General features: G+C 61.6%; 12 protein-coding genes and 4 tRNA genes. All 16 read right to left on the reverse strand.

Annotated features, from left to right (window positions below; translation table 11 throughout):
• Complete coding sequence (rpsG, locus tag C4B30_RS16220; protein ID WP_006477195.1) at positions 1-471, reverse strand: 30S ribosomal protein S7; 471 nt, start codon at positions 469-471, stop codon at positions 1-3.
• A gap of 172 nt (positions 472-643) precedes the next feature.
• Complete coding sequence (rpsL, locus tag C4B30_RS16225; protein WP_006400662.1) at positions 644-1,024, reverse strand: 30S ribosomal protein S12; 381 nt, start codon at positions 1,022-1,024, stop codon at positions 644-646.
• A 227-nt stretch (positions 1,025-1,251) separates the two neighbouring features.
• Positions 1,252-3,099: a DNA helicase RecQ gene (gene recQ, locus C4B30_RS16235; protein WP_105132690.1), complete on the reverse strand. Its 1,848-nt coding sequence runs from the start codon at positions 3,097-3,099 to the stop codon at positions 1,252-1,254.
• 277 nt (positions 3,100-3,376) lie between these two features.
• Complete coding sequence (rpoC, locus tag C4B30_RS16240; protein ID WP_027783301.1) at positions 3,377-7,618, reverse strand: DNA-directed RNA polymerase subunit beta'; 4,242 nt, start codon at positions 7,616-7,618, stop codon at positions 3,377-3,379.
• Positions 7,619-7,639: 21 nt separating this feature from the next.
• A complete protein-coding gene (gene rpoB, locus C4B30_RS16245; RefSeq protein ID WP_027783300.1) occupies positions 7,640-11,746 on the reverse strand; it encodes a DNA-directed RNA polymerase subunit beta in 4,107 nt (1,368 codons plus the stop codon).
• 381 nt (positions 11,747-12,127) lie between these two features.
• Positions 12,128-12,502 carry a 50S ribosomal protein L7/L12 gene (rplL, locus tag C4B30_RS16250; RefSeq protein ID WP_027783299.1) on the reverse strand — a complete coding sequence of 125 codons (375 nt, stop codon included), beginning with the start codon at positions 12,500-12,502 and terminating at the stop codon, positions 12,128-12,130.
• A gap of 63 nt (positions 12,503-12,565) precedes the next feature.
• The gene (gene rplJ / locus C4B30_RS16255) at positions 12,566-13,063 is read right to left on the reverse strand and encodes a 50S ribosomal protein L10 (RefSeq protein WP_011546647.1); all 498 of its coding nucleotides are present in this window, start codon (positions 13,061-13,063) and stop codon (positions 12,566-12,568) included.
• Positions 13,064-13,358: 295 nt separating this feature from the next.
• Positions 13,359-14,057: a 50S ribosomal protein L1 gene (rplA, locus tag C4B30_RS16260; protein WP_006482906.1), complete on the reverse strand. Its 699-nt coding sequence runs from the start codon at positions 14,055-14,057 to the stop codon at positions 13,359-13,361.
• Positions 14,058-14,489, reverse strand: coding sequence for a 50S ribosomal protein L11 (rplK, locus tag C4B30_RS16265; RefSeq protein ID WP_006477201.1), 432 nt, complete (start codon positions 14,487-14,489; stop codon positions 14,058-14,060).
• A gap of 141 nt (positions 14,490-14,630) precedes the next feature.
• The gene (nusG, locus tag C4B30_RS16270; RefSeq protein ID WP_006400672.1) at positions 14,631-15,188 is read right to left on the reverse strand and encodes a transcription termination/antitermination protein NusG; all 558 of its coding nucleotides are present in this window, start codon (positions 15,186-15,188) and stop codon (positions 14,631-14,633) included.
• Position 15,189: 1 nt separating this feature from the next.
• Positions 15,190-15,570, reverse strand: coding sequence for a preprotein translocase subunit SecE (gene secE, locus C4B30_RS16275; RefSeq protein ID WP_006482892.1), 381 nt, complete (start codon positions 15,568-15,570; stop codon positions 15,190-15,192).
• A 43-nt stretch (positions 15,571-15,613) separates the two neighbouring features.
• Positions 15,614-15,689: transfer RNA gene (locus C4B30_RS16280), tRNA-Trp, on the reverse strand.
• Between the two features lie 59 nt (positions 15,690-15,748).
• A complete protein-coding gene (tuf, locus tag C4B30_RS16285) occupies positions 15,749-16,939 on the reverse strand; it encodes an elongation factor Tu (protein WP_011350666.1) in 1,191 nt (396 codons plus the stop codon).
• A 66-nt stretch (positions 16,940-17,005) separates the two neighbouring features.
• Positions 17,006-17,080, reverse strand: a tRNA-Thr gene (locus C4B30_RS16290).
• Positions 17,081-17,102: 22 nt separating this feature from the next.
• Positions 17,103-17,176, reverse strand: a tRNA-Gly gene (locus C4B30_RS16295).
• 43 nt (positions 17,177-17,219) lie between these two features.
• Positions 17,220-17,305, reverse strand: a tRNA-Tyr gene (locus C4B30_RS16300).
• Positions 17,306-18,757 lie beyond the last annotated feature (1,452 nt).

Consider the following 18,757-nt stretch of genomic DNA (forward strand, 5'->3'; position numbering starts at 1 on the left):
TTAGAAACGGAAATGCGAGAACGCGCGGTTGGCTTCTGCCATGCGGTGAACTTCGTCGCGCTTCTTCATCGCGCCGCCACGGCCTTCGGCCGCTTCGGAGAGTTCACCTGCCAGGCGCAGGGCCATCGACTTCTCGCTACGCTTCTTCGCAGCCTCACGCAGCCAGCGCATCGCCAATGCCATACGACGCGACGGGCGCACTTCGACCGGAACTTGATAGTTGGCACCACCAACGCGACGGCTCTTCACTTCGACCACCGGCTTCACGTTGTTGAGCGCAACCGTGAACACTTCCAGCGGGTCCTTGCCACCCTTGGTCTGGATCTGTTCGAATGCGCCATAAACGATGCGCTCTGCGACCGACTTCTTGCCGGACAGCATCAGCATGTTCATGAACTTGGCAACATCAACGTTACCGAACTTCGGATCCGGCAACACTTCCCGCTTGGGGACTTCGCGACGACGCGGCATGATTCTTCCTTTACTTGTTCAGTTGGAGCTGTAACCAGCTCCGCGGCCACCAACTAACCCGATCACATCTTCACGACTAACCAGCTCGGCCGGGTGACCACTTACTCGACAGCACCGGCAATCCGGCACTCCCGCCTTGACCGCCCTGCGGCGATCCCTGATCAAAAACTGCTTACTTGGCAGCCTTTGCACGCTTCGCGCCGTACTTCGAGCGCGCTTGCTTACGGTCCTTGACGCCCTGGGTATCCAGCGAGCCGCGAACCATGTGATAACGCACACCCGGCAAGTCCTTCACACGGCCGCCGCGGATCAGCACAACCGAGTGCTCCTGCAGGTTGTGGCCTTCACCACCGATGTACGAAATCACTTCGAAGCCGTTCGTCAGACGAACCTTGGCCACCTTACGGAGTGCCGAGTTAGGCTTCTTCGGCGTCGTCGTGTACACACGGGTGCACACGCCGCGACGCTGGGGGCAGTCCTGCAGGGCCGGGCTCTTGCTCTTCGTCGTTTCCGACTGACGGCCTTTGCGAACCAGTTGGTTGATGGTTGGCATTGTTTATTCCTGAAATTGAACAAAATCTGCACATCGATTTCGGGCAAAGCGAGAATCGACGCACAGTTGACTTCCGAACCGACGAGACGGACGCGAACCTTCGAACGCGATTCGGCCCACCGAATACCGGAACCCAACATAATATTCCGGAAATACCAACTAAGTCAACGGCTTGCGTGATTTGCCGGCCCACCGCGCGGTTTACAGAAGGGGGCGGAACACCTGTGTCAGGCCGATTCGACGACGTCGATGATCTCGTCGCCGAAGCGCTCGAGCTTGCGCACGCCCATGCCGGGGATGTGGCGGAGGTCGTCGATCGTCTCGGGCGCGTTGCGCGCGATTTCGGCGAGCGTCGCGTCGTGGAAAATCACGTAGGCCGGCACGCCGTCGGTCTTCGCGGTTTCCGCGCGCCATGCGCGCAGCGCATCCCACCGGGCACGCTCGCGGGCGCCCATGCCGGCTGTCGGATCGACGCGCGTGCCGCTGCGGCTCGACGACTGGCGGGTGCGTTGCGGCTTCACGTAGCGGCGCAGCGTGACCCTTTCCTCGTTCTTCAGCACGGGCTTCGCGGCCTCGGTCAGCATCAGCGCCCCGAAGCCGCCATGGTCGACGGCCAGGTAGCCGTACGCGACCAGCTGCCGGAAAATCGCGCGCCATTCGGGCTCGGACAGCGCCGCGCCGATTCCGAACGTGCTGAGCTGGTCGTGGCCGCGCTGCAACACCTTCTCGGTGCGCCCGCCGCGCAGGATCTCGATCAGGTGGCTGGAACCGAAATTGAAGCCGCTCGCGCGCTGCGCGCGGAACACGCACGACAGCGCCATCTGCGCCTCGCGCGTCGCGTCCCACGAATCGGGCGGCTCGAGGCACGTGTCGCAGTTGCCGCACGGCTGGCTCGCCTCGCCGAAGTAGTTCAGCAGCCGCACGCGGCGGCACGAGATCGTCTCGCACAAGCCGAGCAGCGCATCGAGCTTCGACGTCTGCACGCGCTTGTGCGCGTCGTCCGCATCGGACTCGTCGATCATCTTGCGCTGCTGGACGACGTCGCCGAGGCCATACGCCATCCACGCGTTCGCGGGCATCCCGTCGCGGCCCGCGCGACCGGTTTCCTGGTAGTAGCCTTCGACGCTCTTCGGCAAATCGAGGTGCGCGACAAAACGCACGTCGGGCTTGTCGATGCCCATGCCGAACGCGATCGTCGCGCACATCACGATGCCTTCCTCGCGCTGGAACATTTCCTGGTGCTTCTGCCGCACCTCGAACTCCATTCCCGCGTGATACGGCAGCGCGCGCACGCCCTGCGCCTTCAGCCATTCGGCCGTTTCCTCGACCTTGCGGCGCGACAGGCAATAGACGACACCCGCGTCCGTCGTGCCGTCGGCATTCGTGTGCTCGGCGCGAATGAAATCGAGCAGCTGCGAGCGCGCATTGTCCTTTTCGACGATCCGGTAGCGGATGTTCGGCCGGTCGAAGCTCGACACGAACACGCGTGCGTCGTCGAGCGCGAGACGATGGATGATCTCGTCGCGCGTGATCGCATCGGCCGTGGCGGTCAGCGCGATGCGCGGCACCGACGGGAAGCGCTCGTGCAGCACCGACAACTGGATGTATTCCGGGCGGAAATCGTGCCCCCATTGCGACACGCAGTGCGCTTCGTCGATCGCGAACAGGCCGATCTTCGCGCGCTCGATCAGCTCGAGGAAGCGTCCCGTCATCAACCGCTCCGGCGCGACGTACAGCAGGTCGATTTCGCCCTCGCGCAGCGCGCGCTCGGTGGCCGCGGCCTCGGCGCCCGACAGCGTCGAATTCAGGTAGGCCGCGCGCACGCCGACTTCGCTCAACGCGGCGACCTGGTCCTGCATCAGCGCGATCAGCGGCGACACGACGATGCCGGCGCCCTGCCCGGCCTCGCGGCGCAGCAGCGCGGGGATCTGGTAGCACAGCGACTTGCCGCCGCCGGTCGGCATCAGCACGAGACAATCGCCGCCGCCGGCGACGTGCTCGACGATCTCGCCCTGCTGGCCGCGAAAGGCGGAATAACCAAAGACTTCGTCGAGTATTTCGAGGGCGCGGGACATGAATGAGAACAGGGACGGCTAAGCGATGACCGCGATTTTAACAACCCGCTCGCGCGACGCGTGGCGAATCGCGCGATGTTGGCCGTTCGGTCAGGGTTCGTTCGCGTGCATCACGGGCCTGCAGCGCCCGTACCGGACGCGATCGCGAGGCATGCGCCGGCGGTGCGCAGGCACGTCATGCACGTGAACGAAGGATGAAAAAAAACCGCCCGGCAGAACCGGGCGGTTTCGGTGACAGCGATGATAGCAAGGTAAGGCGGCTTGCGCCGCCCCTCGCTTACTCGGCTGCCGGGTGTTGCGGCTCTTCCGCCGGCGCGCTCGGCGTGCCGAAGTCGAATGCCTCTTCCGCTGCGATCTGGTCGAAACGCTCGCGATCCGACGATTCCTTCGCCTTGCGTGCCTTGTGGAACGCGAGACCCGTACCGGCCGGAATCAGACGGCCGACGATCACGTTTTCCTTCAGGCCGCGCAGATCGTCGCGCTTGCCCATGATCGCCGCTTCGGTCAGCACGCGGGTCGTTTCCTGGAACGATGCCGCGGAGATGAACGAGTCGGTCGACAGCGAAGCCTTCGTGATACCGAGCAGCACGTTGTCGTACGAAGCCGGACGCTTGCCCTCGGCGATCATGCGATCGTTCTCGTCCAGCATGTCGGAACGCTCGACCTGTTCGCCCGGGATGAAGCGCGTATCGCCGTTGTCGGTGATCTGCACACGACGCAGCATCTGGCGAACGATCACCTCGATGTGCTTGTCGTTGATCTTCACGCCCTGCAGACGGTACACGTCCTGCACTTCGTCGACGATGTAGCGCGACAGCGCCTCGATACCCTGCAGACGCAGGATGTCGTGCGGATCGGCCGGACCGTCCACGATCATTTCGCCCTTGTTGACGACCTGGGCATCGTGAACCAGAACCTGCTTTTCCTTCGCGATCAGGAACTCGTGCTGGTTGCCCTCGAGATCCGTGATGACGAGACGCTGCTTGCCCTTCGTATCCTTACCGAACGACGTCGTACCGGTGACTTCCGCGAGAATGCCGGCATCCTTCGGCGAACGCGCTTCGAACAGTTCCGCCACCCGCGGCAGACCGCCGGTAATGTCACGCGTCTTCTGCGCTTCGGTCGGGATACGTGCGAGCACTTCACCGACCTGCACCTGCTGGCCATCCTTCACGGTGATCAGTGCGCCGACCTGGAAGCCGATCTGCACCGCGTGCTCCGTGCCCGGGATCTTCACTTCCTCGCCGTTCGCGTCGAGCAGCTTCACCTGCGGACGCACGCTCTTCGAAGCCTGCGAACCGCGGCGCTTCACGTCGATCACGACCAGCGTCGACAGGCCGGTCACGTCGTCGATCTGCTTCGCGACGGTCACGCCTTCCTCGACGTTCTCGAACTTCACCGTACCACCGTACTCGGTGATGATCGGACGCGTCAGCGGATCCCACGTGGCGAGCTGCGTGCCGGCCTTGATGGTGGCGCCGTCGAGCTGCAGCAGCGTCGCGCCGTACGGCACTTTGTGACGCTCGCGCTCGCGACCGAAGTCGTCGGTGATCATCGCTTCGCCCGAACGGGAAATGACGATCTGCTCGCCCTTCGCGTTCGTGACGTAGCGCATCGTCGCCGTGAAGCGGACGATACCGTTGCTCTTCGCTTCGACCGACGAAGCCACTGCCGCACGCGATGCCGCACCACCGATGTGGAACGTACGCATCGTCAGCTGCGTGCCCGGTTCGCCGATCGACTGCGCCGCGATCACGCCGACTGCTTCGCCGACGTTCACCAGCGAGCCGCGGCCGAGGTCGCGGCCATAGCAGGCCGCGCACAGGCCGTAACGCGTTTCGCAGGTCAGCGGCGTGCGCACGCGCACTTCGTCGATGCCGAGGCGTTCGATTTCCTCGACCGCCGTTTCGTCGAGCAGCGTGCCCGATTCGTACAGCGTTTCCTGCGTTTCCGGGTTCACGACGTCCGCCACCGCGACGCGGCCGAGGATACGGTCGCGCAGCGCTTCGACGACTTCACCGCCTTCGACGAGTGCCTTCATCGCCACGCCGTTCGACGTGCCGCAATCGTCTTCCACCACGACCAGATCCTGCGTGACGTCGACGAGACGACGCGTCAGGTAACCCGAGTTCGCGGTCTTCAGTGCCGTATCAGCCAGACCCTTACGTGCACCGTGGGTCGAGATGAAGTACTGCAACACGTTCAGACCTTCGCGGAAGTTCGCGGTAATCGGCGTCTCGATAATCGAGCCGTCCGGCTTCGCCATCAGGCCACGCATACCGGCCAGCTGACGAATCTGAACCGCCGAACCCCGGGCGCCCGAGTCGGCCATCATGTAGATCGAGTTGAACGACTCCTGGCGCGTCTCGTTGCCGTCGCGGTCCGTCACCGGCTCCGTCGACAGCTGCTCCATCATCGCCTTGCCGACCGCTTCCGACGTTGCCGACCAGATGTCGACCACGTTGTTGTAGCGTTCCTGCGCGGTGACGAGACCCGACATGTACTGGCGGTCGTACTCCTTCACCTTCTTCGCGGCGTCGCCGACGATCGTTTCCTTCTGCGGCGGCACGAGCATGTCGTCCACGCAGATCGAGATGCCGGCGCGCGTCGCGAGACGGAAACCCGACTGCATCAGCTGATCGGCGAACACCACCGTCGCGCGCAGACCGCACTTGCGGAACGCCGTGTTGATCAGGCGCGAGATTTCCTTCTTCTTCAGCGGCTTGTTCAGCACCGAGAACGGCAGGCCGTGCGGCAGGATCTCCGACAGGATCGCGCGACCGACGGTCGTCGCGTACAGCGAGATCTTCGGCACGAACTGCGGCGCGCCTTCCGACGTGTCTTCGTTGCGGACCATTTCGGTGATCCGGACGTTGACGCGCGAGGCCAGCTCGACTTCCTTGTTCTCGTACGCGCGGATGACTTCCGACACGCCCGTGAACGACAGGCCTTCGCCCTTGCCGTTGATCGCTTCGCGGGTCGCGTAGTACAGACCCAGCACGATATCCTGCGACGGCACGATCGACGGATCGCCGTTGGCCGGGAACAGCACGTTGTTCGACGCAAGCATCAGCGTGCGCGCTTCCATCTGCGCTTCGAGCGACAGCGGCACGTGAACGGCCATCTGGTCACCGTCGAAGTCGGCGTTGAACGCCGCGCAGACGAGCGGGTGCAGCTGGATTGCCTTGCCTTCGATCAGCACCGGCTCGAACGCCTGGATACCGAGACGGTGCAGCGTCGGCGCACGGTTCAGCATCACCGGGTGCTCGCGGATCACCTCTTCGAGGATGTCCCACACCACCGGCGTCTGGTTCTCGACTTCCTTCTTCGCAGCCTTGATGGTCGTGGCGACGCCCATCACTTCCAGCTTGTTGAAGATGAACGGCTTGAACAGCTCGAGCGCCATCAGCTTCGGCAGACCGCACTGGTGCAGCTTCAGCGTCGGGCCGACCACGATGACCGAACGGCCCGAGTAGTCGACGCGCTTGCCCAGCAGGTTCTGACGGAAACGGCCGCCCTTGCCCTTGATCATGTCGGCGAGCGACTTCAGCGGACGCTTGTTCGCGCCCGTCATCGCCTTGCCGCGACGACCGTTGTCGAGCAGCGAGTCGACGGCTTCCTGCAGCATCCGCTTTTCGTTGCGGACGATGATCTCAGGCGCCTTCAGCTCGAGCAGACGCTTCAACCGGTTGTTACGGTTGATCACGCGGCGATACAGGTCGTTCAGGTCCGACGTCGCGAAACGGCCGCCGTCCAGCGGCACGAGCGGACGCAGTTCCGGCGGCAGCACCGGCAGCACTTCGAGGATCATCCACTCGGGCTTGATGCCCGAGCGCTGGAATGCCTCGAGGACCTTCAGGCGCTTCGCGTACTTCTTGATCTTCGCTTCCGAGCCGGTGTTCTTCAGCTCGGTGCGCAGCGTCTCGACCTGCTCGTCGATGTTGATCGCGCGCAGCAGTTCACGCACGCCTTCCGCGCCCATTTCGGCACGGAATTCGTCGCCGTATTCCTCGACCTTGTTGTAGTAATCCTCTTCGGTCATGATCTGCCGCGCCTTCAGCGGCGTCATGCCCGGTTCGATCACCACATAGGCTTCGAAGTACAGCACGCGTTCGATGTCGCGCAGCGTCATGTCGAGCACCATGCCCAGACGCGACGGCAGCGACTTCAGGAACCAGATGTGCGCGACCGGCGAGGCCAGTTCGATGTGGCCCATGCGTTCGCGACGCACCTTCGCCAGCGTCACTTCGACGCCGCACTTCTCGCAGATCACGCCGCGGTGCTTCAGACGCTTGTACTTGCCGCACAGGCACTCGTAGTCCTTGATCGGCCCGAAGATCTTCGCGCAGAAGAGACCATCGCGTTCCGGCTTGAACGTACGGTAGTTGATGGTCTCCGGCTTCTTCACTTCGCCGAACGACCACGAACGGATCTTGTCGGGCGAGGCCAGACCGATCTTGATCGCGTCGAAAACTTCTTCCTGTTGGACTTGCTTGAATAGATCGAGCAGAGCTTTCATTGCTTTCTCTCCGTAGTCCGATTAATTGCGGTCGAGATCGATATCGATACCGAGCGAGCGGATTTCCTTCACGAGCACGTTGAAGGATTCCGGCATGCCTGCATCGATGACGTGGTCGCCCTTGACGAGGTTTTCGTACACCTTCGTCCGGCCGGTCACGTCGTCCGACTTCACCGTCAGCATTTCCTGCAGCACGTAGGACGCGCCGTACGCTTCGAGTGCCCACACTTCCATTTCACCGAAACGCTGGCCACCGAACTGCGCCTTACCACCCAGCGGCTGCTGCGTGACGAGCGAGTACGGGCCGGTCGAACGCGCGTGCATCTTGTCGTCGACCAAGTGGTGCAGCTTCAGGTAGTGCATGTAGCCGAGCGTCACGCGACGTTCGAACATTTCACCCGTGCGGCCGTCGTACAGGCGGACCTGGTTCTTCGACGGGTTCATGCCGAGCTGTTCGGCGATGTCGTCCGGGAACGCGAGGTTGAGCATCTTGCCCATTTCTTCCTCGGTCGCACCGTCGAACACCGGCGTTGCGAACGGCACGCCTTCGCGCAGGTTCTTCGCGAGTTCGAGGATCTCGTCGTCGGTGAAGCTTTCCAGATCTTCCTGGCGGCCCGACTCGTTGTAGATCTTCGTCAGGAACACGCGCAGTTCCTCGATCTTCGCCTGGCGTTGCAGCATTTCGCCGATACGCCAGCCGAGGCCCTTCGCGGCCCAGCCGAGGTGCACTTCCAGAACCTGACCCACGTTCATCCGCGACGGCACGCCGAGCGGGTTCAGCACGACGTCAGCCGGACGGCCGTCGGCCATGTACGGCATGTCTTCGATCGGGACGATCTTCGACACGACACCCTTGTTACCGTGACGGCCCGCCATCTTGTCGCCAGGCTGCAGACGGCGCTTCACCGCGAGGTACACCTTGACCATCTTCAGCACGCCCGGCGGCAGTTCGTCGCCTTGCGTGAGCTTCTTGCGCTTCTCTTCGAACGCGAGATCGAACTGGTGACGCTTTTCCTCGATCGAGTTCTTGATCGCTTCGAGCTGCGCCGCTGCTTCGTCGTCCGCGAGGCGGATGTCGAACCAGTGGTAGTGATCGAGGTCTTCCAGGTAAGCCTGGTCGATCTTCGTGCCCTTCGCTAGCTTCTTCGGACCGCCGTTCGCGACCTTGCCCACGAGCATGCGCGCCAGACGCTGGAACGCGTCGCCTTCCACGATGCGCAGCTGGTCGTTCAGGTCGAGACGGTAACGCTTCAGTTCGTCGTCGATGATCTGTTGCGCACGCTTGTCGCGCTGGATGCCTTCACGCGTGAACACCTGGACGTCGATCACGGTACCGCTCATGCCCGACGGCACGCGCAGCGACGTGTCCTTCACGTCCGAAGCCTTCTCGCCGAAGATCGCGCGCAGCAGCTTCTCTTCCGGCGTCAGCTGGGTCTCGCCCTTCGGCGTGACCTTGCCGACCAGCACGTCGCCTGCTTCGACTTCGGCACCGATGTACACGATGCCCGATTCGTCGAGACGGCCGAGCTGGACTTCCGCCAGGTTCGAGATGTCGCGCGTGATTTCTTCCGGCCCGAGCTTCGTGTCGCGTGCAACGACGTTCAGCTCTTCGATGTGGATCGACGTGTAGCGATCGTCCGCGACCACCTTCTCCGAGATCAGGATCGAATCCTCGAAGTTGTAGCCGTTCCACGGCATGAACGCGATCAGCATGTTCTGGCCGAGCGCGAGCTCGCCCAGGTCCGTCGAGGCGCCGTCGGCCAGCACGTCGCCGCGCGAGACCTTGTCGCCCATCTTCACGATCGGACGCTGGTTGATGTTCGTGTTCTGGTTCGAACGCGTGTACTTGATCAGGTTGTAGATGTCGACACCGACTTCACCCGCGACCGCTTCGTCGTCGTTCACGCGAATCACGATACGGCCTGCGTCGACATAGTCGACGACGCCGCCGCGGAACGCCTGGACCGTCGTACCCGAGTCGACCGCGCAGGTGCGCTCGATGCCCGTCCCGACGACCGGCTTTTCCGGACGCAGACACGGCACGGCCTGACGCTGCATGTTCGAACCCATCAGTGCACGGTTCGCGTCATCGTGCTCGAGGAACGGAATCAGCGATGCCGCCACCGACACGATCTGCGACGGCGCGACGTCCATGTACTGGATACGATCCGGCGTGACCATCATCGTTTCGCCGGCTTCGCGCGACGACACGAGTTCGTCGATCAGCTGGCCGTTCTCGTCGATCGCGGCGTTCGCCTGAGCGATCATGTAGCGGCCTTCCTCGATCGCCGACAGGTAGTCGATCTGGTCGGTCACCTTGCTGTCCACGACCTTGCGGTACGGCGTCTCGAGGAAGCCGTACTCGTTCAGGTGCGCGTACAGTGCGAGCGAGTTGATCAGGCCGATGTTCGGACCTTCCGGCGTTTCGATCGGGCACACGCGGCCGTAGTGGGTCGGGTGCACGTCGCGGACTTCGAAGCCTGCGCGCTCGCGCGTCAGACCGCCCGGGCCCAGTGCGGAAACACGTCGCTTGTGCGTGATTTCCGACAGCGGGTTGGTCTGGTCCATAAACTGCGACAGCTGCGACGAACCGAAGAACTCGCGAATCGCCGACGAAATCGGCTTCGAGTTGATCAGGTCGTGCGGCATCAGGTTTTCGCTTTCGGCCTGGCCGAGGCGTTCCTTGACCGCGCGCTCGACACGCACGAGACCCGCGCGGAACTGGTTTTCCGCCAGTTCGCCGACGCAACGCACGCGACGGTTGCCGAGGTGGTCGATGTCGTCCACTTCGCCCTTGCCGTTGCGCAGCTCGACGAGGATCTTGATCGTCGCGAGGATGTCGTCGTCCTGCAGCGTCATCGGGCCGACGATCTCGTCACGGCCGACGCGGCGGTTGAACTTCATGCGGCCGACCTTCGACAGGTCGTACGCTTCTTCGCTGTAGAACAGGCGGTTGAACAGGGCCTCGACCGCTTCCTCGGTCGGCGGCTCGCCCGGGCGCATCATGCGGTAGATCGCAATGCGCGCGGCCGTCCTGTCGGTCGTTTCGTCGACACGCAGCGTCGACGAGATGTACGGACCTTGATCCAGATCGTTCGTGTAGAGCGTCTGGATGTCCTTGATACCGGCTTCGCGCAGCTTCTCGAGCACGCTTTCCGTGACTTCGTCGTTCGCGCTCGCGATCACTTCGCCGGTGTCGCCGTCGACGACGTTCTTCGCCAGCACGCGGCCGAGCAGATAGTCTTCCGGCACCGAGATGAACTTGGTCTTCGCGGCTTCGAGGTCGCGAATGTGCTTCGCGTTGATCCGCTTGTCCTTCTGGACGATGACCTTGCCGTCGCGATCCGTGATGTCGAAACGCGCGACTTCACCGCGCAGGCGCTCGGGCACGAACTCGAGTTGCGCGCCTTCGTCCATCAGCGTGAAGTTGTCGAACACGAAGAAGTTCGCGAGGATCTGTTCCGGCGTCAGACCGATGGCCTTCAGCAGGATCGTGACCGGCATCTTGCGGCGACGGTCGACGCGGAAGTACAGGATGTCCTTCGGATCGAATTCGAAGTCGAGCCACGAGCCACGGTACGGAATGATCCGTGCCGAGAACAGCAGCTTGCCCGAGCTGTGCGTCTTGCCCTTGTCGTGTTCGAAGAACACGCCCGGCGAACGGTGCAGCTGCGAGACGATGACACGCTCGGTGCCGTTGATGACGAACGAGCCCGTCGGCGTCATGAGCGGAATTTCGCCCATGTACACTTCCTGCTCCTTCACTTCCTTGACGACCGGCTTGTTCGGCGATTCCTTGTCGAGGATGACGAGGCGGACCTTCGCGCGCAGCGCGGAGCAGTACGTCAGGCCACGCTGCTGGCATTCCTTGATGTTGAATGCCGGCGAGGACAGCGCATAGCTCACGAACTCGAGGCGCGCGAAACCGTTGTGCGAAACAATGGGAAATACCGATGTGAACGCGGCCTGCAAACCTTCAGGCTTGCGTTGTGTCGCCGGCACATCGGCTTGCAGAAACGTGCTGAATGATTCAAGCTGAGTAGCCAGCAAGAACGGAACTTGGTGAACGATGGGGCGCTTCGCGAAACTCTTGCGAATGCGCTTCTTCTCGGTGAAGGAATATTGCATACGATCTCCGAATCACGGCGGGTGCTATCGAGGCGGAATACCTGGACGTTTCAAACCCGAGTGTTCACCGACTGAGACCCGATGGCCGTTCGACGGCTTGAACGAGCCGAGAAGCTTGGTGGTTGGCCGCTACCAACCGCTGGCTGACGGCAGCGGATGCCTATGTTGCCCGCTACCCGACCAAACTTGCCTTCTGCAGTCGCTTCAGAAGACAAAGAGAACCGCCAATCGTAAGTGATTCATCACAACGATCAGGCGGTTTTCTTTGGCTTCTGGGGCCGATTATTCGGGCTCCCGAATGAGTGCCAGAATAACGTCCCCACAAAGCACAAAAAGGCCGGCGGTGAAAATACCGCCAGCCTTCGCACAGCGCGCCGAAACTTACTTGACTTCGACCTTCGCGCCAGCTTCTTCCAGCTTCTTCTTGGCTTCTTCAGCAGCAGCCTTGTCGACGCCTTCCTTGACAGCCTTCGGTGCACCGTCAACCAGGTCCTTCGCTTCCTTCAGGCCCAGGCCCGTCAGTTCGCGAACGGCCTTGATGACCGAAACCTTGTTGGCGCCGGCTTCAGCCAGGACGACCGTGAATTCGGTCTTCTCTTCTGCTGCAGCAGCTGCGCCGCCGCCTGCCGGGCCAGCGACTGCCACTGCAGCTGCCGACACGCCAAACTTCTCTTCGAACGCCTTGACCAGTTCGTTCAGTTCCAGAACGGTCATCCCTTCGACTGCTGCCAGGATGTCTTCTTTTGCGATTGCCATTTGAAATACTCCTAAATTGAATTCGGATACAGCCAGCGATCAGTAGCGCTGATGCACGTTCGCTTACGCAGCTTCCGCTTGCTTCTTCTCGGCCAGCGCGGCGAGAGCACGCGCGAAGCCCGAAACAGGCGATTGCATAACGAACAGCAGCTTCGAGAGCAGTTCTTCGCGGCTCGGGATGCTTGCCAGCGCTTGCACGCCAGCCTTGTCCATCACCTTGCCATCGAACGAACCAGCCTTGATGACCAACTTTTCATTGCTCTTGCTGAAGTCGTTGACGACCTTAGCAGCAGCAATTGCATCTTCCGAGATGCCGTAGATCAGCGGACCAGTCATCTGCTCTGCCAGCGGAGCAAAAGGCGTACCTTCGACAGCGCGACGCGCCAGCGTGTTCTTCAACACGCGCAGGTAAACCTGTTGCTCACGCGCTTTCGCGCGCAGCTTGGTCAGATCGCCAACCGCAATTCCACGATACTCAGCCAGCACAACGGTCTGGGCCTTCGCGACTTGCGCGGAAACCTCAGCGACGACGGCTTGCTTGTCTTCTCTATTAAGCGGCACGGTTAGCCTCCAGAAACGATACGTTGGGCACGAAACCTCACGTACCTCGTTCAACAACGGCGTCCGACCTCGTTAGGAGTATTTCCACCTCACGCCGCGAATCGCTTCGCGGCCTGCGGCTTCACCACTGCAAAACTTTTTCGGGTTCGCCATCTGCGTTGGCTTGAATTAAGGGATCACCTGACTGCTGCGCCCCACCAACGGTCTTTGATAACCGGTTGTCCGCCCTGTTGCACGAACAACCGCCCAAAGCCCATGTAGGCCGCTTCGCGAACGAAGCGGCCCGAATACTTGCTTACTGTGCTGCCAGCGTAGCCTGGTCGACACGCACGCCGACGCCCATCGTGCTCGACAGTGCGATCTTGCGCAGGTACACGCCCTTGCTCGTTGCCGGCTTTGCCTTCTGCAGCGCTTCGATCAGCGCCGACAGGTTCGAACGCAGCGCGGTCGGCTCGAACGATGCACGGCCGATGGTCGCGTGGATGATACCGGCCTTGTCGACACGGAATTGCACCTGACCAGCCTTCGCGTTCTTGACGGCGGTTGCGACGTCCGGCGTGACCGTACCGACCTTCGGGTTCGGCATCAGGCCGCGCGGGCCGAGGATCTGGCCGAGCGTACCGACGATACGCATCGTGTCCGGCGAAGCGATCACGATGTCGAAGTCCATCTGGCCAGCCTTGATCTGCTCGGCCAGGTCTTCCATACCGACGATTTCCGCGCCTGCTGCACGAGCCTGCTCGGCCTTTTCGCCTTGCGCGAACACGGCAACGCGAACCGACTTGCCCGTACCTGCCGGCAGAACGACCGAACCACGAACGACCTGGTCCGACTTCTTCGCATCGATGCCGAGCTGGACTGCGACGTCGATCGACTCGTCGAACTTCGCGCTCGCGCATTCCTTCACGAGGCTCAGTGCGTCTTCGATCGCGTACAGCTTCTGACGGTCGACCTTGGCGGCAAATGCCTGACGGCGCTTGGAGATCTTAGCCATTTACACGCCCTCCACAGTGATACCCATCGAGCGTGCGCTACCAGCGATGGTGCGAACGGCTGCGTCCAGATCAGCTGCCGTAAGGTCCGGCATCTTGGTCTTCGCGATTTCTTCGGCTTGAGCGCGCGTGATCGAACCGACCTTGTCGGTGTGCGGCTTGCTCGAGCCCTTGTCCACCTTCGCCGCCTTCTTGATCAGGACGGTCGCCGGCGGCGTCTTCATCACGAACGTGAAGCTCTTGTCAGCGAATGCCGTGATGACCACCGGCACCGGCAGACCCGGCTCCATGCCTTGAGTCTGCGCGTTGAACGCCTTGCAGAACTCCATGATGTTCAGGCCGCGCTGGCCCAGTGCCGGACCAACCGGCGGCGACGGGTTGGCTTTACCTGCAGGGATCTGCAGCTTGATAAAGCCGATAATCTTCTTTGCCATTTCAAACCTCATTGGAACGCCGGAGAAGGCGTTCGGTGAGTGATAACGCGCTTTCGCCGCTGGCTACTGACGCTCCTCAACGGCCATGACGCGGGCCGTAAGCGCGAAGGTGGGCAGCCGAGGCTGCCCACCGAATCGGGATCAAACTTTTTCGACCTGACCGAACTCGAGCTCGACCGGGGTGGAGCGGCCAAAGATGGTGACCGACACACGCACGCGCGATTTCTCGTAGTTGACTTCTTCGACGGTGCCGTTGAAGTCCGTGAACGGGCCTTCCTTGACACGCACCATCTCGCCGACTTCGAACAGGGTCTTCGGGCGCGGTTTTTCGACGCCTTCCTGCATCTGCGACATGATCTTCTCGACTTCCTTCGGGGAAATCGGGGTCGGGCGGTTACGTGCACCGCCGACGAAGCCGGTGACCTTCGCGGTGTTCTTCACGAGGTGCCACGTTTCGTCCGTCATTTCCATTTCCACCAGCACGTAGCCGGGGAAGAAACGACGCTCGGTCACAGCCTTGTGGCCGCCTTTGACTTCGACCACTTCTTCGGTCGGGACCAGGATCTGACCGAATTTATCCTGCATGCCAGCACGTTCGATGCGCTCCTGAAGCGCACGTTGCACGCTCTTCTCCATACCGGAGTAGGCGTGCACGACGTACCAACGTTTTCCGCTCGGGGATGCCGGAGTATCGCTCATATCATTTCCAACCCAGAATCGCCGAGAAAATCACCCATTCGATCGATTTGTCACTCAACCAGAGGAAAATCGCCATCACGAGCACGAAACCGAACACGACGAGTGTGGTTTGCGTTGCCTCCTTGCGGGTGGGCCATACGACCTTCCGGACTTCCTTGTACGAATCCTTGGCAAACGCGATGAGACTCTTGCCAGGGGCGGACATCAGCCCGACGGCCACGCCGGCGATGATACCTACCGCCAACGCGGCACCGCGGACATACCACTGCTGATTGGCCAGCCAGAAGAAGCCCACGAATCCGGCCAAGACCAACAATACGCCCAGGGCCAGCATCAGCTTATCGCCGGAGGTATTTACAGTTTCGACGGATGGATTCGCCATAACACCTTAAAACAAATGCCACGTAGGATACGTGGCGTTTTTTTGGCAGGGGCAGAGGGAATCGAACCCCCAACCTTCGGTTTTGGAGACCGACGCTCTGCCAGTTGAGCTATACCCCTAAACCATGTTGGGGCCGGCCGCTGCCAGCCCCAAAACTGTCGATCAACGAATAACTGGCTTACTCGATGATCTTGGCGACGACGCCGGCGCCGACGGTACGGCCGCCTTCGCGAATCGCGAAGCGCAGACCTTCTTCCATCGCGATCGGAGCGATCAGCTTCACCGTGATCGACACGTTGTCGCCCGGCATCACCATTTCCTTGTCCTTCGGCAGCTCGATCGAGCCCGTCACGTCCGTCGTACGGAAGTAGAACTGCGGACGGTAGTTGTTGAAGAACGGCGTGTGACGGCCGCCTTCGTCCTTGCTCAGCACGTACACTTCAGCCGTGAAGTGCGTGTGCGGCGTGATCGAACCCGGCTTCGCCAGAACCTGGCCGCGCTCCACGTCTTCACGCTTCGTGCCGCGCAGCAGGATACCGACGTTGTCGCCTGCCTGACCCTGGTCCAGCAGCTTGCGGAACATTTCAACGCCCGTGCAGGTCGTCTTCACCGTCGGCTTGATACCGACGATTTCGATTTCCTCGCCGACCTTCACGATGCCGCGCTCCACACGACCCGTCACCACCGTACCACGACCCGAGATCGAGAACACGTCTTCCACCGGCATCAGGAACGCGCCGTCAACTGCACGCTCCGGCGTCGGGATGTACGTGTCCAGCGCGTCGGCCAGGCTCATGATCGCCACTTCGCCCAGCTCGCCCGTGTCGCCTTCCAGCGCCAGCTTCGCCGAACCCTTCACGATCGGCGTGTCGTCGCCCGGGAAGTCGTACTTCGACAGGAGCTCGCGAACTTCCATCTCGACCAGCTCGAGCAGTTCCGCGTCGTCCACCATGTCGCACTTGTTCAGGAACACGATGATGTACGGAACGCCAACCTGACGGGCCAGCAGGATGTGCTCGCGCGTTTGCGGCATCGGGCCGTCTGCTGCCGAGCAAACCAGGATCGCGCCGTCCATCTGCGCTGCGCCCGTGATCATGTTCTTCACATAGTCAGCGTGGCCCGGGCAGTCGACGTGAGCGTAGTGGCGGTTAGCCGTTTCGTACTCGACGTGTGCCGTATTGATCGTGATGCCGCGCGCCTTTTCTTCCGGTGCCGCGTCGATCTGGTCGTATGCCTTCGCTTCGCCGCCGAACTTCTTCGTCAGAACCGTCGTGATCGCTGCCGTCAGCGTCGTCTTGCCGTGGTCAACGTGACCAATCGTACCAACGTTCACGTGCGGCTTGGTCCGCTCAAATTTACCCTTGGCCATTTTCGACTCCCAAAAGGAATTTCACAGGTTGCGCCGCGCGCAAACAAGACACTGACTTTTAACTGCTGGTGCCCATGGGCAGGATCGAACTGCCGACCTCTCCCTTACCAAGGGAGTGCTCTACCACTGAGCCACATGGGCGCTACGCTTCAACTTAGCGGTCTGGAGCGGGTGAAGGGAATCGAACCCTCGTCGTAAGCTTGGAAGGCTTCTGCTCTACCATTGAGCTACACCCGCACGGGCCACTAACGATTCCTTGCCGCTCACTGCGCTGATATCTTGGTGGAGGAGGTTGGATTCGAACCAACGTAGGCGTAAGCCAACAGATTTACAGTCTGCCCCCTTTAGCCACTCGGGCACCCCTCCGTAGAGAACTGACGATTATGGGGGTGCATCGCACTCCTGTCAAGCACATCCGGAAGATTATTTTCATTCTCTTCCCGACTTCCGCTTCCCGCCGATCCCCGCCCTCGCCCGGCTAAGGCAAGCGCGAGATGTTGCCGATCGGCGCCACATCTTCGTCAGACTCCGCCTTCAACGCCGATCTGCATCTGCGCTGAAAACGAAAGACCGCCATCATACGACCTCTTTCGCACAATGCCAAGCGGGTAGGCACAAATTTTCCGCAACTTTCGTGCCGGGCCGGTTTGGCGAGCTGGCTGGCGGTTGCTCGCAGGAGGTTCGGTGGTGCTTCGGCCCTACAAGAGGCGCTGCAGGCGGTACCGCAGCTCGATCCGGGCGCCGCGTGCGGGCAAGGCTTTCGCCCTCCCTGGCAATTGCGGTGGGCGGAGCTCCATCAACGAATTTGATCACTGCTGCGTTCAACGGCTTCCCCGGTAGGCACGATAAGCAGTTGGGATCCGGGGGTACGCCAAGGATTCGCTGCGATAAGCCGACCAGATACCGACATTGGGCAGCTTGCACGACGGAACGAAGCGGCGCCGAGCCGCAGAAGACTCGAAGCGGCGGCAGCAAGGTTATGGAGAGCCTGGCCTGGCTGCACGTCGCCGCCAAGTAACGACTCCAAGCACATCGAGGCATGCGGAAGCACCGGATTCATCCTGCGGGACGTCGGCAGGCCATCGCGACGATTCTTCGGTTGGACCGCTTGCCAGCCTACGTGCACCCGCCCCACGCATCCAGGCAACGAGCGTTGGCTTCAACAGTTGATAGGCCACAAGCGCTGAGCATGCCTCTTACGCTCCGCGGTGACGCGTCAGCCAAGGCTTGCTGTCGGATCTTCCAATCGACGTCGAACGGCGCGCTACCGGAGCCGTGGCATGTGCAGCCTCAACCCCGAAGAACGTCGTTACGGAGCAAGCGGGCGCATGGAGGTTTGTAGCGGAGCAAGGAGGGCAACTCGAGACGGCGCTCCCTTCGTCCAGCTGATACGAATGTCCGCCGGATTCGCCCTTCGCTCGGGTCGCTTCTTGCCGCGACTCAAGCGTGGGCGTGTTGCTAGACTCTTTCAAGGCAAGTACGGCGAGTTGGATCGAAAACGGCGCGTGATAGCAATATCGCGCCTCTCTAGCGCAGTTCGGTCGCGCGAATTCATGTCACGAGGAACCGGGAGCGGTGACATCCTTTCCGCCCTTGCCAACAACGCGGGGAAGACACATCGAGCGCAAGGCACATTCCGCTGCCACACGATATATATCGATCTTCGCAGAAGATAGGATCAATACACCGGTTGACCTGCCCCCGGTTTTAGTCCGAACTGCAGTTAGAGTCCGAGGTTAAAAACTGCTGTTTTGCATCGTGCGCCCGAGCGAACTGCGCAGGCGTCAGATAGCCGAGCGAACTATGAGGCCGCTCGGT

Origin of the sequence: Burkholderia sp. BE12, assembly GCF_002959955.1 — a bacterium.
Taxonomy (GTDB): Bacteria; Pseudomonadota; Gammaproteobacteria; order Burkholderiales; family Burkholderiaceae; genus Burkholderia.

Excerpts from the sequence above, each read along its gene's own strand:
- rpsG (WP_006477195.1), bottom strand. The coding sequence starts at position 471 with ATGCCGCGTCGTCGCGAAGTCCCCAAGCGGGAAGTGTTGCCGGATCCG.
- rpsL (WP_006400662.1), bottom strand. The coding sequence starts at position 1,024 with ATGCCAACCATCAACCAACTGGTTCGCAAAGGCCGTCAGTCGGAAACG.
- recQ (WP_105132690.1), bottom strand. The coding sequence starts at position 3,099 with ATGTCCCGCGCCCTCGAAATACTCGACGAAGTCTTTGGTTATTCCGCC.
- rpoC (WP_027783301.1), bottom strand. The coding sequence starts at position 7,618 with ATGAAAGCTCTGCTCGATCTATTCAAGCAAGTCCAACAGGAAGAAGTT.
- rpoB (WP_027783300.1), bottom strand. The coding sequence starts at position 11,746 with ATGCAATATTCCTTCACCGAGAAGAAGCGCATTCGCAAGAGTTTCGCG.
- rplL (WP_027783299.1), bottom strand. The coding sequence starts at position 12,502 with ATGGCAATCGCAAAAGAAGACATCCTGGCAGCAGTCGAAGGGATGACC.
- rplA (WP_006482906.1), bottom strand. The coding sequence starts at position 14,057 with ATGGCTAAGATCTCCAAGCGCCGTCAGGCATTTGCCGCCAAGGTCGAC.
- rplK (WP_006477201.1), bottom strand. The coding sequence starts at position 14,489 with ATGGCAAAGAAGATTATCGGCTTTATCAAGCTGCAGATCCCTGCAGGT.
- nusG (WP_006400672.1), bottom strand. The coding sequence starts at position 15,188 with ATGAGCGATACTCCGGCATCCCCGAGCGGAAAACGTTGGTACGTCGTG.
- secE (WP_006482892.1), bottom strand. The coding sequence starts at position 15,570 with ATGGCGAATCCATCCGTCGAAACTGTAAATACCTCCGGCGATAAGCTG.
- tuf (WP_011350666.1), bottom strand. The coding sequence starts at position 16,939 with ATGGCCAAGGGTAAATTTGAGCGGACCAAGCCGCACGTGAACGTTGGT.